This window comes from Bacillus sp. 3103sda1 (genome assembly GCF_024159135.1).
Lineage (GTDB): Bacteria > Bacillota > Bacilli > Bacillales > Bacillaceae_G > Bacillus_A > Bacillus_A rhizoplanae.
Map to the genome: position 1 here is coordinate 420736 of NZ_JAMYWS010000001.1, position 14462 is coordinate 435197.

A 14462-nucleotide genomic window follows, 5' to 3' on the forward strand; every position below is an offset into this window, starting at 1 on the left:
TTGTTCGTAAAAAGTACGGAAAGGAAGACATCACGTGAAGACAGAAAGATTTTTTACACATCCGCTCGGCGTATTTGTAGCGGCATTAAGTGCAACTTTTTTATGGGGCAGTGCGTTTCCATTTATTAAATTAAGTTATGTACAGTTAGACATTCAACCTCATGAAGTAGGTGAACAAATTTTATTTGCAGGTTACCGATTTTTCATAGCGGGATTAATGCTCTTATTCTTTTTAAAAGTATTAGGAAAAAATGTATCTTTCCAAAAAGGTACAGCGAAGCAGCTTGTTCAGATTGGTTTGTTTCAAACGTTTTTACAATATATTTGTTTTTATATTGGCATGAGTTATAGCACCGGGATTGAAGGAGCAGTTATCTCTGGAACATCTTCATTCTTTCAAATTTTATTAGCACATTTTCTATATAAAGATGATTCATTAAATATGAGAAAAATCGTTGGAGTATCAATTGGGTTTTGCGGTGTAGTCCTTGTAAATATTCCAAAAGGAAATATGGATTTTCATTTTGGTATTGGCGAATTGTTATTATTAGGTGCAGCAATGCTGTACTCATACGGTAACATTTTGGCGAAAGAAGGCAGTAAAACAATGGATGTAGGCTATATGACTGCATATCAAATGATTATTGGTTCTTTAGGTTTATTGTTCATCGGGATTTTACAAGTTGGATTCATGCCATTTACATTCCATATGCAAACGTTGCTTATGCTACTATACTTATCTTTCTTATCGGCAGCGGGATTTTGTATTTGGAATACAGTGATGAAATACAACAAAGTTGGAAAAGTATCGATGTACATGTTCTTCATTCCAGTGTTTGGTGTAATATTATCAAGCTTAATTTTGGGTGAAGCGATTCATTCTTTCGTATTGTTTGGATTGGCATGTGTAGCGACGGGAATCATTGTGGTGAATCGTGCACCTATGGTGAAAAAAACGGAGCAAATACAAAAGCAGCATGAAGAGGTTCAGTAAGAGCCTCTTTTTCATATGTAAAGTTAGGAAATATTAAATGGAATTTTTTTTAGAAAGTGATGGAGTAATAGAAACACACATATTTTTGTTGAAATTTGTAGATAAAAGGAAGGGAAATGATGTTTTTATATCGAATAACGTAGAAATATTAATTCATCAAGGAGAAAAATATGAATGAAATGTACGTACTGCTGATTGGACAAGTAACTTTGTTTCTATTTGGTACAATTTATGCAATAAGGCAATCAAAACAAACAAAGAAAAACGAACCATTACCTTTATTTGTACGTTTACTCCTAAGCTTTTCATTAACTGGAGCTGCAATATGGATGTGGGTGCAAGACCCTGCGACACCTTATCGGCAATGGGTTGCAATCGGTATGATTTTGTCAACAATTGGCGATTTATTTATGGCAGGCTTAATTCCATTTGGTAACCGTTTAATTGGTGGGATGGTCACATTTGCTATTGCACATTGCTTGTATGTTACAGCTTTTTTAGAAACAGGTATTTCATGGACAGGATTATGGTTTGGCTTAGTAGGATATGGGTTATTTTTAATTATCGGTTGGTTCTTTTTTATTAGAAATAATAAGCAAGATAAGCTATTTACAATAGGAGCACTTGTATACGGGCTTTGGGTTGGTGGAATGGCGTGCTTTGCATTTGGACTTGCATATTCTTACGGTGGAATATGGTGGATTCCAGCGCTTGGTGGTTTGCTGTTTGTCATTTCTGACTTTATTATTGGAATTACTGATATCGGGGGAAGAAATATAAAATATGACCCTCTTTGGGTTTGGGCAACATATGTTGGAGCACAAATGTGTATTATTTATGTTGGAATGTAGTTGTTGAACTAATCAGGTGCTAACGATGAACGTTTAAGAAAATATCATCAGCATAAGGAGATTATTATGAAGTTGACGTAGGAATAATTGCTATACGTATAGAAAATGAAGGAAGAACTGCTCTTAAGCAGTTCTTCCTTCATTTTCTATATATCGAATGTTAGATTCCATTCTATAAATGGCGCGGATAATTTACTGATAATATAGAATATATTTACAAAAATATTTTATAATATATGTACATAGAGGGATAAAGGAGATAAGCATGAGACAGAAAAGCCGCTTTCGGGAATGGATTGAAGTATTTGCGATTGCATGCATGATTGCTTTTTTTATGAAAGTATTTGTATTTTTTCCGACGACGGTGCAAGGAGCTTCCATGCAGCCTACACTTTATGAAGGAGATAAAGTCATTATAAATAAGTTAGCAAGGAAAGTTGATAGCTATAACCATGGTGATGTAATTGTGATAAAAACAGATAATTTTTATGTAAAGCGTATTATCGGTTTACCTGGAGATACAATTGAAATGAAAAATGATCAGTTGTATATAAATAGTCAATTGCAAAAGGAATCATATTTGGAAAAAAATAAGAAGCAGGCAAAACAACTTATGATAAATTTAACTGAGGATTTTGGTCCGATGATAATTCCAAAAAATAAAATCTTTGTGATGGGGGATAATCGATTAGTGAGCCGAGATAGTCGTAACGGGCTAGGACTTATTGATAAAGATGATGTATTAGGAAGTTTGGTTGCAATATATTATCCTTTTGAACGGATGCACATAGTAGATTAGAAGGAGAGTGGATATGGAAGATATTATTGGTCACATTCTTGCTGGGCTCTTGCCCGTCACGCGCTTGAAGATGGGGACTTCTTTCGGAAATACGTTAAAAATTAATCCTTTTTTATATTCACATAAGAGTCTAGTATAAAAAGCAGCCAATATTGGCTGCTTTTTATTTAGTACAATATGAGAAAATTAGAAGGTAGATAGTTCATCTATTTCTGTTTCTAAAGTTGAATCTGTATAGGAATGATCCTCACCTGTAGTTAAGATTACTTCATACTGACGTAATCTCAATTCAAAGAGCGTTATAGGGTCATGATAAACTTCAGGATTTGATTTCATTTTGTGCAGTGTATTTTGTTTTTCTTGTATTTCTAAATGAGTGTTTTCTACAGCTTGTTTCAACGCGCCAAATGGATTTCTAAAGAACATAGTAATATCCCGCTCTAGTGCATTTTCAAATAGCTCAAACTGCAAGAAAAATTTGTTCATAATAGAAGCTGTTACATCGGTATAATCTTCATTTTCTAAATACTGTTTGTATTTGCTATATAGCATAGCTTTATTTTTAGGAAGAACTCCAAATAATTTACCGGCACTTTTCAGTAAAAATTGTGCTGGTGTAAAGCGGCGTAAGATATTTACTTCTTCCATTTGTATTCTAGTTGTCATTCTATCAGTATCTCTGCGCCAGTCATCAAGCACTTTAAAGTCACATTCTAACTGTATTCGATTTTCTCCACATAAAGAATTAAGTCCTTCACAGATTTCTTCTAAGTACGATTGACTTTGAAGGAACTCGTTATTAGAAGCTGCAATCCAATTTTGCATAGAGCGAGCAAGATTAGGTAACACAGTTTGTTCGAGATATGTGTGAACTCTTTCGTTCATCGCTGTATTTAGTTCAATATCAATGTGTCCAAAATCGCTTTCTTCACTAATTAAATCAGAACAACTCTGCAATAGTTTCGGAATATGTTCTCTAATATCATTAGTAATTGCGTTTTTCATTGTACGATATGATTCTGTAATTAAATGAATCTTTTCTTTCTCAAAAGCAGTAACGTTATTAATAAAACCATTTAGTCTAACTAACATATCTTCATTCCAATTAATAGAATCCACTAGGTTGTTTTCCATCTCGACGCGTTTATCCAAAAGATATGTAATTGTTTTTCGAATGAAAACTAATAGCTTTTCAGTACGTTCTGCATCGATATTTTTATGGTTAAAGTTAAAATGAATAAACTCAGTGAACTCGGCTAGTTGTTGACTATTTGTATATAACGAAGAATATGGGAAAACTCTAGCATGCGGGAAATATGCGTTTATTCTCGCTTGCGTATCATGTATAACTCTTTTTGCTTCTGCTTCACTGTAAATGTTATCAATTTTATTTAATAAGAAATGAATTTGTAGATTTGGTGTATGTTCTTGAATGCTTAATAGAATGTCACGTTCTTTGTCAGTAAAAGGTGAATCAGCATTCAATACGAATAATAATTCGTCTACTGAATGTAAATATTCAAATGTTTCATTTCTACCATCGTTGTTCCTGCTAAAGCTAGGTGTAACAACGAATGTAAGTTTATTTTTACTTAAAAATCTGCATGGTAATTTAAATTCAACACATGCTCTATCTCTATATGTTTGGCGATGCAGAGACATCATGTTATGGAAATCAGAGAAATTCTCAGTTGTTGTAATTGCTGAATCTGTTACGGCGTTAATTTCTGTATGATCATCATTTTTAAAGACAACTACATTTGAGCCTGAGTTTTCTAATATATTTTCTCCTAGTATTGAGTTAATAAATGAAGATTTTCCGTTTCCTGAAGTTCCAGTTACTAAAAGACGATTTGTTCTTAAATCTGCAAGCTCTTCAACTAACCATCTAAATCGATGACCTATTTCTAAATCATTTTTTTGTGCCCACTGTGTAATAGATTCAAAAAGATGTAAACTATACCCTAAGCCATCCGCATGATGAGTAGAATATGACAGGAGGTTTTCCGCATGTTTTATATTTGCTGAATCTATTTTGGAAGGGAAAATCTCATCCCATGCCAATACTGCTGCAGATGGAAATACAGAATGAGACGGATTGGCTACCTTTAACCAATTTGTTAAAAGATTCGGAATGATATCGTGTAATTGTCTCAGCATATATTGACCTTGAATTAATTCAAAGTACGTTTCTTCGTAAAGAGAAGAGATTTTTTCCCATATATCGGACGAATGTATTTCGATATGTAAGAAAAATTCATTTATTGTTTTAAGCCATAATAAGTAAGTTTGTTCATTTTTATAGCTGTGCCAAAGTGATGAAACAATTTGCGTAAATTGTACTTGGTCTACATTATTTAATGTAACTAATACTTCATAAAAATAATCTGGTGAAATGGTTTTAGTAAATCCTTTATCAATATATTCTTTTAGAACCTCAAACCATGGAAAAGATTCTGTTCGAATTAACTCATTCACAGCAAGCTCTACTGCACTGCCAAAATCTTGCTGTTCTTCATAAAAGGAACGTGCAATTGTTGTAACGTTTGGATAATCGGGATTTAAAGAAACCGCTTCTTTAATAACAGCGAAAGCTGAATCAAGTTTATTTTGCTCGATGTAAAGAGAAAGTAATTCCAGTGCAATTTCGGTCATAAGTATTTTGTTATCAGTAGTAATGGAGGTATAAACATTTTCAGCAACTGATAATTGGTTAAGTTCGAAGTAAGCATCCGCAATATTTTTTTGTGCCCATGGTGCTAATTCATTATTGACTTTCTCCCATTTAAAAATAGCCGATTCAAAATCTTGATGGTGATAATAAAATTCACCTTGTGCAAAACGAATATAAGATCCATCGGAAAACTCATTTTTTTGTTCGTTTAAATAAGCTTCTCCAAGTACTTGAAGAGGTGGATGTGTTTCATTCTCCATTAGGAATGTTTCATAATATATCTTTTTTATTAATTGTTTTTCTAGTCTCATTTTTTTCCCCCACTATATCTTGAAAAATACATTTTCCTCTATGTGTCAACATTTTTTTGTATTTATGCTTTTTATTTTAACAAAGATTTTCTTTTGGAAAATTTCATTTTCCTTTCATTTTTTAAGTATGATTGAATTTTTATGCGAAAAGTTTCAGTTCTTTTTCAATTTCCTTTCAGTTGTGAAACAACATTAGATGTTCCTAATAACTTAATGCGAATATAATATTCTACATTAAGTTGTAACATTACATGTAGAGTTCGTTATAAAAACAATGTATAGTGAATATGTATGCCATGTTTGCTTCATTGATAGAGAGGGTACAATGTGGAATAACGATAACGTATTGGATGTGTCGTGCGAATGGAACAACATATTGGTGAATTAATCGCACACTATGGTTATTATGGAATTATTATTGCACTTGCTGGAGGAATCGTTGGATTACCGATACCAGATGAATTTTTACTTACATTTATCGGATATAATATTTCAAGGGGATATATGTCAGGTACAGAGGCTTTTATGAGCAGTATGGCTGGGTCTATACTTGGGATTACATTAAGTTATATGCTCGGTTTAAAGCTAGGACTTCCTGTACTAAAAAAATATGGTTCTAAAGTGGGAATTAAAGAAGCACAAATTGAGAGGACTCATATTTTATTTGGGAAGTATGGTCCTTTTTTACTAATGATTGGCTATTTTTTACCTGGTGTCAGACATCTAACTGCATATTTTGCAGGAATGTCCAACTTAAAATGGGGTAAGTTTTGCTTATATGCGTATGGCGGTGCTTTGATTTGGGTGAGTGTATTTATTGGGCTTGGATGGAAATTAGGAGAAAAGTGGAGAGAGGTAGAGTACAATTTACATCGATATGGATTTTGGATTTTTATTATTTCAATTGTCATCGCTTTGATTGTTTATACATATGTAAGAATACAAAAAGCTAAGAAAAACCGCTAATTTATATTATATAGCGGTTTTTTTATTAACTAAAAGCAATAAAAAGAACTCCTGTTGTAATAAGGAGAACACCGATACCAGTCATGAAATTTAATTTTTCACCAAGAATAATCATAGCGAGGATAATCGAAAAGACCACGCTTAACTTATCAACAGGTGCTACTTGTGAAACCTTTCCTGTTTTTAAGGCGAGAAAGTAAAAGAGCCAAGAAGAAGCCCCTGCTACACCGCTAAGTGTGATAAATAATAATGCTTTCTTGTTTACTAATACTTCTCCGATATTTTGGAATTTTCCTTGGATGATAATAACGCCGATCATAAATAAGGCCATAATGATTGAACGAATTGTCGTTGCAACGTTCGAATCAATTCCTTCTAGTCCTATTTTTCCAAAGATAGATACAAGTGCTGCCGTGATTGCTGATAGTAATGCGAATAATAACCATGAGCTCATATGAATTCCTCCGATCATCTATTATTTTACATAAAAAAAGACCATTCCTGTTAGGGAATGGTCTTTTCTTATTATTCTGCAATCTCCTCATATAAGAAGTACGTCACGTTATAAATATGTTCTACCTCGTCATCTGTCATATACATAAGTTCTTCGCGTTCAATCCCTTTTTTCTTTTCAATAAATTCAATCATGTTTTTCCGTTCTTCTCTTTTCATCATTTTTTATTTCCCCTTTCATTCTGTTTTAATACAGTTTATTTAAGTTAATGCTATTATATAACAGAATCTTTAGAAAGTTCCAGCTTTTTCAAATTTTTTTGGAAAAGAACTTTTCGACAAAACGAGACCTCATATTTCGTGAGATCTCGTTTCTTTTTGCTATAGGCGTAAAAATTCTGGTTGCGTTGTACCGACACTATCAATGTAATAAATTGTTTTAGGATTAATTTTTATTAAAACGTAATTTGGATCTTCAGGACCAAGTAACCAACGTTTCAAGCTGTTTGTCCAGAATTTATTTTTTAATGTATTGTCTTCTTCAATAGAAGCGATTCCTTCTACTTCAATGTACTCTTCATCCCAGTTCTTTCCTTCCCTACCAAGTAAAATATGAACGTTTGGATTTTGTTCTATATCTGTTATCTTTTTTGAATGACGATCTGTTGCAGCGTACAATACGAAATCTTCATGAAAAAATATCATAAAGCAGCTATGTGGTTTGTTGTCACGAAGTGTTGCCAGTACACCTGTTTTTTGATTTTGAATGATATTTGCTATTTTTTCTTTTATATGCATTTGTTTATGCCCCTTTCTATTGTCTCGCACTTATTATTAGTTGAATTAACAGGCTTTTACGTGATGAAAAATTCTTTGCTCGCTCTTACTTTTTTCTTCAATGACCTTTTTTAAACGTAATTTTTATGAAAATTGGGTAAGTTAGAAGAATAATGATAAAACAAAGGGTAATTGATGAAAATTGGAAGGATGAAAAGGATGTTTAATAAAATCTTTTTATTCGTTGTAGTTATTGGTGTGCCGTTTTCCATTCTTGGTAACGTCATGCACTGGCCACAAACAATTATGTTTGCCGTATATTGTATTACGATTATTGGGCTTGCTGGCTTTATGGGGAGAGCGACAGAAAGTTTGGCGATTTTGTCAGGACCACGTATCGGTGGCTTGTTAAATGCAACATTTGGTAATGCAGTTGAGCTTATTATTTCTATTTTTGCATTGCAAGCTGGGTTAATAGAAGTAGTGCTCGCTTCGTTAACAGGTTCTGTTCTCGGTAACCTATTGCTAGTGGGCGGCCTTTCATTTTTTGTAGGTGGTCTAAAGTATAAACGTCAAAGCTTTAATGTATATGATGCAAGACATAATTCAGCCCTATTAATTTTTGCGGTTGTTGTTGCATTTGTTATTCCAGAAATATTTTCAATGAAAATGAACATAGGAAAAACATTCCAACTTAGTATTGGCGTTTCAATCGTTATGATTATTTTATATTTAGCTGCATTGTATTTTAAACTTGTCACGCATCGAGGAGTATATCAGCCTAAAGAAGAAATAATAGAACAACACGACGAAGAGCCAGAATGGTCAAAAGGAAGAGCGTTGCTTATTTTAGCACTTGCAACAGTAGCGGTTGGCTATGTATCAGAGGCGCTTGTACATACGTTTGAAACAGTTGCAAAAGCATTTGGCTGGAGTGAATTATTTATTGGGGTTATTATTGTGGCCATTGTTGGAAATGCAGCAGAGCATGCATCGGCTATTCTCATGGCCTACAAAAATAAGGTTAATATTGCAGTTGAAATTGCAGTTGGATCAACATTACAAATTGCAATGTTTGTTGCGCCTGTACTTGTCATTAGTTCTATGTTTTTTGCAGTGGAAATGCCTCTTATATTCACTTTCCCGGAATTAGTGGCAATGATTACAGCTGTATTTTTGACAATTGCTATATCAAATGATGGCGATACGAATTGGTTTGAAGGTTTAACATTACTTGCAGCGTATCTCATTATGGGTATCGGTTTTTATTTATTATAAAAACTTCTATCACTTATCACTTTTAGATCTTGAAGTGGGGTTTTCTCCTATTTTTTGATAAAAAGTTTGGATAACAACGAGGAGTGCGGAAAAGAATATAACCGTATAGTCCCATTAGGAAGGAGCTTTACGGATGAAACGAGTGTCCAGTATTTGTCTCATCATCATGTTCTCGTTTATCTTTTTATTCCCTTGTAGTAGCTTTGCAAAGACAGAACTGAATGTGAAAATTCCACCGTCTGTTTTAAACATTTCAAAAGAAAATACGTATCCAAATCCAACACAAGATTTGCCGCGCTTACAACCGAGCGAACTAGCAAAAACATTGCTTGAAACATCGCCAATAGTGATTGAAAATCCGGACCTAATTCGAATGTTTAATGAGACGTCTATTTCTAATGCGCCGCTTGCAGTTGGATACCGGGCTAAAATTTATTTAGGACAATGGCCTTTAAATTATGAATCAACTGAAACAACGATGAATTGGGAATATCGACAAGTGAATCGGAATTTCCATGATAATCGTGGTGGACAGGGGTTTTATTCACTTCGTTATAAGCAAGAAGCACAAAAAATTGTGGAAGGTGGACTCACTTCTTACATTAAAAATGCGGAAGATGTAAAGAAGATGATGCTACTAAAAGCAATGGAAAAAGTACGCTTACCTCTTTCGTTTAAAACAATTATTGGCTATGGAACCGAGCATGAACGAGTATACAATATTAGTCCGAAACAACTTGGATACTTATACGCATATACGCCAGCAGTTAATGAAAAAGGAAAAGTAACATTTGGAGAAGTATATCTTGTCTTAAAAGGAAATCAGCGAAAACTTATGATAAAAAATATAACATCACAAGGAATTGGAGCTTCCATACCAATTCAAGATCATATTTCATTTAAGTTTATTTCGTCTCCTACCCCAAAATAAAGTGAAACTTCCATCATTGGGGGTTCTTCATCTTTCACTGATGGAAAGCTCTCACCAATCGGGCTCTTACTGCCGGCGAATAGAGGAAAAAAAGCCAGCGCATATTGCGCTGGCTTTTTTTTTCACTTATAGAGTGAGATTTGCTTGTTTTGTTAAGAAGTCTTCTGTTGAATAATAACTATTTTTCACAAGAATATTTGGTCCAAGGCATTTTACAGCTGGACAATGACAGCTTAATTCTTTTGCTGTTTGTGAAGAGCTCCATTTGTCATAAGCTTCTTGCAATGTGTTCGTTTGGACGTTTCCAAGCAATGGAATGTCACCGAAATCTGTAACGATAATATTACCGTCAAAAATATTTACATTTAAGCGAGAACGACCGTCTGGGTCATTGCGTACTGTGACGTTTTTACTTGTATGTAGCTTTTTGAATACTTCTAAATCACGTTCGTCATTGCTACATGCATAGAATGGCAATGTTCCAAATAACATCCATACATTTTCATCACGAATATCAAGAAGATGTGAAATTGCACTGCGAATTTCATCTTTCGTTAAAATTTCAAGATTGCTCGCAAAATCACTTGGATACATCGGATGTATCTCATGACGTTTGCAGCCCATCTCTTCAACAATTTGACGGTGAATATGTTCAATGTGTGGAAGGGTACGTTTATTTAGCATTGTTTCAGCAGAAACAAGAACACCCGCTTCTGATAATGCTTTACTATTTGAAATCATACGTTCAAACAGTTTGGCACGTTGTTCATATGATGGTTTGCGTTCCATCATGGCAAATCCGCCCTCAACGAAATCATCAATAGTTCCCCAGTTATGGGAAATATGAAGAACATCTAAGTAAGGAATAATTTGTTCATAACGAGCTAAATCTATAGTTAGGTTAGAGTTAATCTGTGTACGAACGCCTCGTTCGTGAGCATATTTTAAGAGCGGTGTTACATAGTTATCAACGGATTTTTTTGAAAGCATTGGTTCGCCGCCTGTAATACTTAAAGAACGTAGATGAGGAACTTCATCTAATCGTTGTAATAACAAATCAAGCGGAAGTGGATTCGGATCTTTTGGCTGTAATGTATAACCAACAGCACAATGTTCACAGCGCATATTGCATAACGTTGTAGTTGTAAACTCAACGTTTGTTAATAATAATTTGCCATACTCTTCAAGGTCCATATACGCTTCCCATGGATCATAAGAAGGAGTAATCGGCTTCATTTTTTGTGATGTATTCATTATGAAATACTCCTTTGACTATTGAAATAACAATTTGTCCATTCTCTATGATAGAAGAAGATTGCTTTTTAATAAAGTGAAACTTCCATCAGTGGGGAGTTTTTTCATCCCCATTGATGGAAAGCTCTCACCAATCGGGCATATACCAGCAGTTTTTCCATACCTAATTTCTGTGCTTTATGCTGAATTTTGAGGGATGAGGATTACTGTTCGCGAATAGCAGGATAAACTATTTTAATCAAATTGACGAAAAAATTTTATGACCGTGATAATCATTTTTGCTGTATAATAAAATAAAGATTCAACAAGCAAAATGAGTATGAGTCGAAACAATCGAGTTGTATAAGTGTGTTATTTTGAACATTTATGTCTAGTAAGAGCTAATTAGGATAACTCGAATAAAAAGGAGAGAGCACCTATGGGAAATGCTACTTATGATAAAGATTCACAATTAGTATATTTGAAAGAACGTCTAAATATGTTTTTAGAAGTTATTGATACAATTGAACCAGAAGATGTAGAACTAGAAGATGTGGACCGTCTTCTTGAAATGTTAGATGATATTGAATTTAAATGCGAGCAATTTAAAAAAGGTGAGTAAGAATCAGCAAATTGCTGATTCTTTTTTGTTAGAAGCAACACAAAAAAAGAGGTATAATCAAAATGTGAAATTTTTTAAAGCGTTTTGGTAGCGTTCACAATTGAGGGGGAAGTAATAATGAAAAAGCTTCAAGAAAGCATGTATCAACTAATTGTTGAAACGTCGACGAATTTACCGAAAGATGTTCGCCGTGCAATTCAACGAGCGAAAGAACGAGAAAATGCAGGGACTCGTTCAGCGATGGCGCTTGGAACAATTACAAATAACATTAAAATGGCAGATGACAATATTTCGCCAATTTGCCAAGACACAGGGATGCCAACTTTTAAAGTTTACACACCAGTTGGTGTAAATCAATTACACATTAAAGAAGCGATCTACCAAGCAATTGAACAGGCAACAAAAGACGGGAAGCTTCGTCCAAACTCTGTTGATTCTCTTTTTGGCGATAATAGCGGAAATAACTTAGGACCAGGAACACCTGTTATTAAGTTTGAGCAATGGGAAAAAGATTATATTGATGCACGTCTTATTTTAAAAGGCGGTGGCTGTGAAAATAAAAATATTCAATATAGCTTACCTTGTGAACTAGAAGGACTAGGACGAGCTGGTCGCGATTTAGAAGGAATTCGTAAATGTCTTCTTCATGCGGTATACCAAGCACAAGGGCAAGGATGTAGTGCTGGCGTAATTGGTGTTGGTATCGGAGGAGATCGTACGTCTGGTTATGAGCTTGCGAAAAACCAATTATTCCGTACATTAGATGATGAAAATCCAATCCCAGAATTGAAGCAGCTTGAAGAATATATTATTGAAAATGCGAATAAGCTTGGCATTGGAACGATGGGCTTTGGCGGCGAAACGACATTGCTTGGTTGCAAAATTGGCGTATACAACCGTCTTCCAGCTAGTTTTTATGTTTCTGTTGCGTATAACTGCTGGGCGTATCGCCGCTTAGGTGTAATGATTCATCCAGAATCAGGTGAAATCATTGACTGGTTATATCAAGAAGGTGAAGATACGTTAAAGCACGAGGAAGCGAAGGAAGATGCAAATACGCAACGTGAAATCGTCCTGCAAGCTCCAATTACAGAAGAGCAAATTCGTGAACTTCGCGTCGGTGATGTTGTAACGATTAACGGTATGATGTACACAGGTCGTGATGCGATTCATAAGCATTTAATGGATAACGATTGCCCAGTTGATTTAAATGGACAAGTTATTTATCACTGCGGACCAGTTGTTGTAAAAGATGAAAACGACAATTGGAAAATTAAAGCGGCAGGACCAACAACAAGTATTCGTGAAGAACCTTACCAAGGCGATATTATGAAGAAGTTTGGTATTCGTGCTGTTATTGGTAAAGGTGGTATGGGTGCGAAAACATTGGCGGCATTAAATGAGCATGGCGGCGTATATTTAAATGCAATTGGCGGTGCAGCACAGTACTACGCAGAGTGTATTAAAGAAGTAGAAAATGTTGATTTCTTACAATTTGGTATTCCAGAAGCAATGTGGCATTTACGTATAGAAGGATTTAAAGCAGTTGTAACGATGGATTCTCATGGTAATAGCTTACATGCTGATGTTGATAAAACATCTTTAGAGAAATTAGCAACGTTTAAAGAACCAGTATTTAAATAAGATGAATGAGGAGAAAGAGCATTTCCAATAGTGGAGATGCTCTTTCTTTGTATTGGCATAAATGGAAAAACGTGTTCAGCATGAAACAAATTAGAGACACAGAAACTACAAGTACGATTATATATGAAAAGGAGCTTATAAATGAAGCGTAATTGGTTATACATCAGTATTATCTTTTCAATTATGATGGTACTTGTCCCAGCTTCTGTGTTTGCTTATGTAAATACACCGAACCATTGGGGGATTCCACGTGCGAAGAATGAAACTCCTCCGGATGCTGGTCAGAAATTTACAGAGCTGCTGCAGAAAAATGGAGGATTTTATTTAGGGGATACAAAGAAAAAAGATATTTACTTAACGTTTGATAATGGGTATGAAAATGGCTTTACAGGAAAGATTCTTGATGTGTTAAAAGAAAAGAAGGTGCCAGCAACGTTTTTTGTAACAGGACATTATATAAAAAGCCAACCAGATTTATTGAAAAGAATGGCAAATGAAGGACATATAGTTGGTAATCATTCCCAGAGTCATCCGGATTTTACAACAGTACATGATGCAAAGCTTCGTGAAGAACTGCAAATTGTAACAGAGGAAATTAAGAAGGTAACAGGACAAAAAGAAGTACTATATGTAAGGCCGCCACGCGGGATCTTTAGTGAGCGTACATTAGCACTTGCAAAAGAAATGGGCTATTATAATGTATTTTGGTCACTTGCTTTTCTCGATTGGAAAGTAGATCAGCAAAGAGGCTGGCAATATGCTCATAATAATGTTATGAATATGATTCATCCTGGAGCTATTATTTTATTGCACTCTGTTTCCAAAGATAATACAGAAGCATTGGCGAAAATCATTGATGATTTACGCGAGAAGGGGTATCATTTTAAAAGCTTAGATGATTTAGTAAAAGGCAATCAACCGTAAGCATG

General features: G+C 34.6%; 14 protein-coding genes. 9 read left to right on the forward strand and 5 right to left on the reverse strand.

Going from position 1 to position 14462, the window contains the following annotated elements:
- Positions 1-34: 34 nt before the first annotated feature.
- The 3 genes from NKR74_RS02130 (at position 35) to lepB (ending at position 2644) form a co-directional block, all read left to right on the forward strand.
- Entirely contained in the window at positions 35-994 is a 960-nt protein-coding gene (locus tag NKR74_RS02130) for a DMT family transporter (protein WP_253628494.1), read from the forward strand.
- A gap of 170 nt (positions 995-1164) precedes the next feature.
- Positions 1165-1845, forward strand: a complete 681-nt coding sequence (locus NKR74_RS02135; protein WP_253628495.1) for a lysoplasmalogenase — start codon at positions 1165-1167, stop codon at positions 1843-1845.
- Positions 1846-2110: 265 nt separating this feature from the next.
- Positions 2111-2644 carry a signal peptidase I gene (lepB, locus tag NKR74_RS02140; RefSeq protein WP_253628496.1) on the forward strand — a complete coding sequence of 178 codons (534 nt, stop codon included), beginning with the start codon at positions 2111-2113 and terminating at the stop codon, positions 2642-2644.
- A 186-nt stretch (positions 2645-2830) separates the two neighbouring features.
- Here lepB and NKR74_RS02145 read toward each other — a convergent pair whose 3' ends face one another.
- Positions 2831-5629, reverse strand: coding sequence for a dynamin family protein (locus NKR74_RS02145; protein ID WP_253628497.1), 2799 nt, complete (start codon positions 5627-5629; stop codon positions 2831-2833).
- Positions 5630-5992: 363 nt separating this feature from the next.
- On the opposite strand from NKR74_RS02145, the gene NKR74_RS02150 reads away from it, so the two are divergent.
- Positions 5993-6595: a DedA family protein gene (locus NKR74_RS02150; protein ID WP_253628498.1), complete on the forward strand. Its 603-nt coding sequence runs from the start codon at positions 5993-5995 to the stop codon at positions 6593-6595.
- Between the two features lie 25 nt (positions 6596-6620).
- On the opposite strand, the gene NKR74_RS02155 is transcribed toward NKR74_RS02150, so the two are convergent.
- The 3 genes from NKR74_RS02155 to NKR74_RS02165 all read right to left on the reverse strand — a co-directional run bounded on the left by NKR74_RS02155 (position 6621) and on the right by NKR74_RS02165 (position 7846).
- Positions 6621-7049, reverse strand: a complete 429-nt coding sequence (locus NKR74_RS02155; RefSeq protein WP_098310884.1) for an EamA family transporter — start codon at positions 7047-7049, stop codon at positions 6621-6623.
- Positions 7050-7120: 71 nt separating this feature from the next.
- A complete protein-coding gene (locus tag NKR74_RS02160) occupies positions 7121-7267 on the reverse strand; it encodes a BH0509 family protein (RefSeq protein ID WP_028411195.1) in 147 nt (48 codons plus the stop codon).
- A 162-nt stretch (positions 7268-7429) separates the two neighbouring features.
- Positions 7430-7846, reverse strand: coding sequence for a pyridoxamine 5'-phosphate oxidase family protein (locus NKR74_RS02165; RefSeq protein WP_253628499.1), 417 nt, complete (start codon positions 7844-7846; stop codon positions 7430-7432).
- Positions 7847-8044: 198 nt separating this feature from the next.
- Between NKR74_RS02165 and cax the strand changes: the two genes are divergently transcribed.
- Together cax and NKR74_RS02175 are read left to right on the forward strand one after the other, a co-directional pair.
- Entirely contained in the window at positions 8045-9103 is a 1059-nt protein-coding gene (gene cax, locus NKR74_RS02170; protein WP_141525096.1) for a calcium/proton exchanger, read from the forward strand.
- Between the two features lie 133 nt (positions 9104-9236).
- On the forward strand, positions 9237-10034 hold the full coding sequence (locus tag NKR74_RS02175) for a YfkD famly protein (RefSeq protein ID WP_098310887.1): 798 nt from the start codon (positions 9237-9239) through the stop codon (positions 10032-10034).
- Positions 10035-10160: 126 nt separating this feature from the next.
- Here the strand turns inward: NKR74_RS02175 and yfkAB are convergent, their stop codons facing one another.
- Positions 10161-11288: a radical SAM/CxCxxxxC motif protein YfkAB gene (gene yfkAB / locus NKR74_RS02180; protein WP_253628500.1), complete on the reverse strand. Its 1128-nt coding sequence runs from the start codon at positions 11286-11288 to the stop codon at positions 10161-10163.
- Between the two features lie 418 nt (positions 11289-11706).
- Here yfkAB and NKR74_RS02185 point away from each other — a divergent pair, with 418 nt between their 5' ends.
- From NKR74_RS02185 to pdaA, 3 genes are all read left to right on the forward strand, one after another.
- The gene (locus tag NKR74_RS02185; RefSeq protein WP_098310889.1) at positions 11707-11889 is read left to right on the forward strand and encodes an SE1561 family protein; all 183 of its coding nucleotides are present in this window, start codon (positions 11707-11709) and stop codon (positions 11887-11889) included.
- A 117-nt stretch (positions 11890-12006) separates the two neighbouring features.
- Positions 12007-13533, forward strand: a complete 1527-nt coding sequence (locus tag NKR74_RS02190; protein ID WP_253628501.1) for a fumarate hydratase — start codon at positions 12007-12009, stop codon at positions 13531-13533.
- Positions 13534-13674: 141 nt separating this feature from the next.
- Positions 13675-14457, forward strand: coding sequence for a delta-lactam-biosynthetic de-N-acetylase (gene pdaA / locus NKR74_RS02195; protein WP_253628502.1), 783 nt, complete (start codon positions 13675-13677; stop codon positions 14455-14457).
- Positions 14458-14462 lie beyond the last annotated feature (5 nt).

Excerpts from the sequence above, each read along its gene's own strand:
- NKR74_RS02135 (WP_253628495.1), top strand. The coding sequence starts at position 1,165 with ATGAATGAAATGTACGTACTGCTGATTGGACAAGTAACTTTGTTTCTA.
- lepB (WP_253628496.1), top strand. The coding sequence starts at position 2,111 with ATGAGACAGAAAAGCCGCTTTCGGGAATGGATTGAAGTATTTGCGATT.
- NKR74_RS02145 (WP_253628497.1), bottom strand. The coding sequence starts at position 5,629 with ATGAGACTAGAAAAACAATTAATAAAAAAGATATATTATGAAACATTC.
- NKR74_RS02150 (WP_253628498.1), top strand. The coding sequence starts at position 5,993 with ATGGAACAACATATTGGTGAATTAATCGCACACTATGGTTATTATGGA.
- NKR74_RS02155 (WP_098310884.1), bottom strand. The coding sequence starts at position 7,049 with ATGAGCTCATGGTTATTATTCGCATTACTATCAGCAATCACGGCAGCA.
- NKR74_RS02160 (WP_028411195.1), bottom strand. The coding sequence starts at position 7,267 with ATGAAAAGAGAAGAACGGAAAAACATGATTGAATTTATTGAAAAGAAA.
- NKR74_RS02165 (WP_253628499.1), bottom strand. The coding sequence starts at position 7,846 with ATGCATATAAAAGAAAAAATAGCAAATATCATTCAAAATCAAAAAACA.
- cax (WP_141525096.1), top strand. The coding sequence starts at position 8,045 with ATGTTTAATAAAATCTTTTTATTCGTTGTAGTTATTGGTGTGCCGTTT.
- NKR74_RS02175 (WP_098310887.1), top strand. The coding sequence starts at position 9,237 with ATGAAACGAGTGTCCAGTATTTGTCTCATCATCATGTTCTCGTTTATC.
- yfkAB (WP_253628500.1), bottom strand. The coding sequence starts at position 11,288 with ATGAATACATCACAAAAAATGAAGCCGATTACTCCTTCTTATGATCCA.
- NKR74_RS02185 (WP_098310889.1), top strand. The coding sequence starts at position 11,707 with ATGGGAAATGCTACTTATGATAAAGATTCACAATTAGTATATTTGAAA.
- NKR74_RS02190 (WP_253628501.1), top strand. The coding sequence starts at position 12,007 with ATGAAAAAGCTTCAAGAAAGCATGTATCAACTAATTGTTGAAACGTCG.
- pdaA (WP_253628502.1), top strand. The coding sequence starts at position 13,675 with ATGAAGCGTAATTGGTTATACATCAGTATTATCTTTTCAATTATGATG.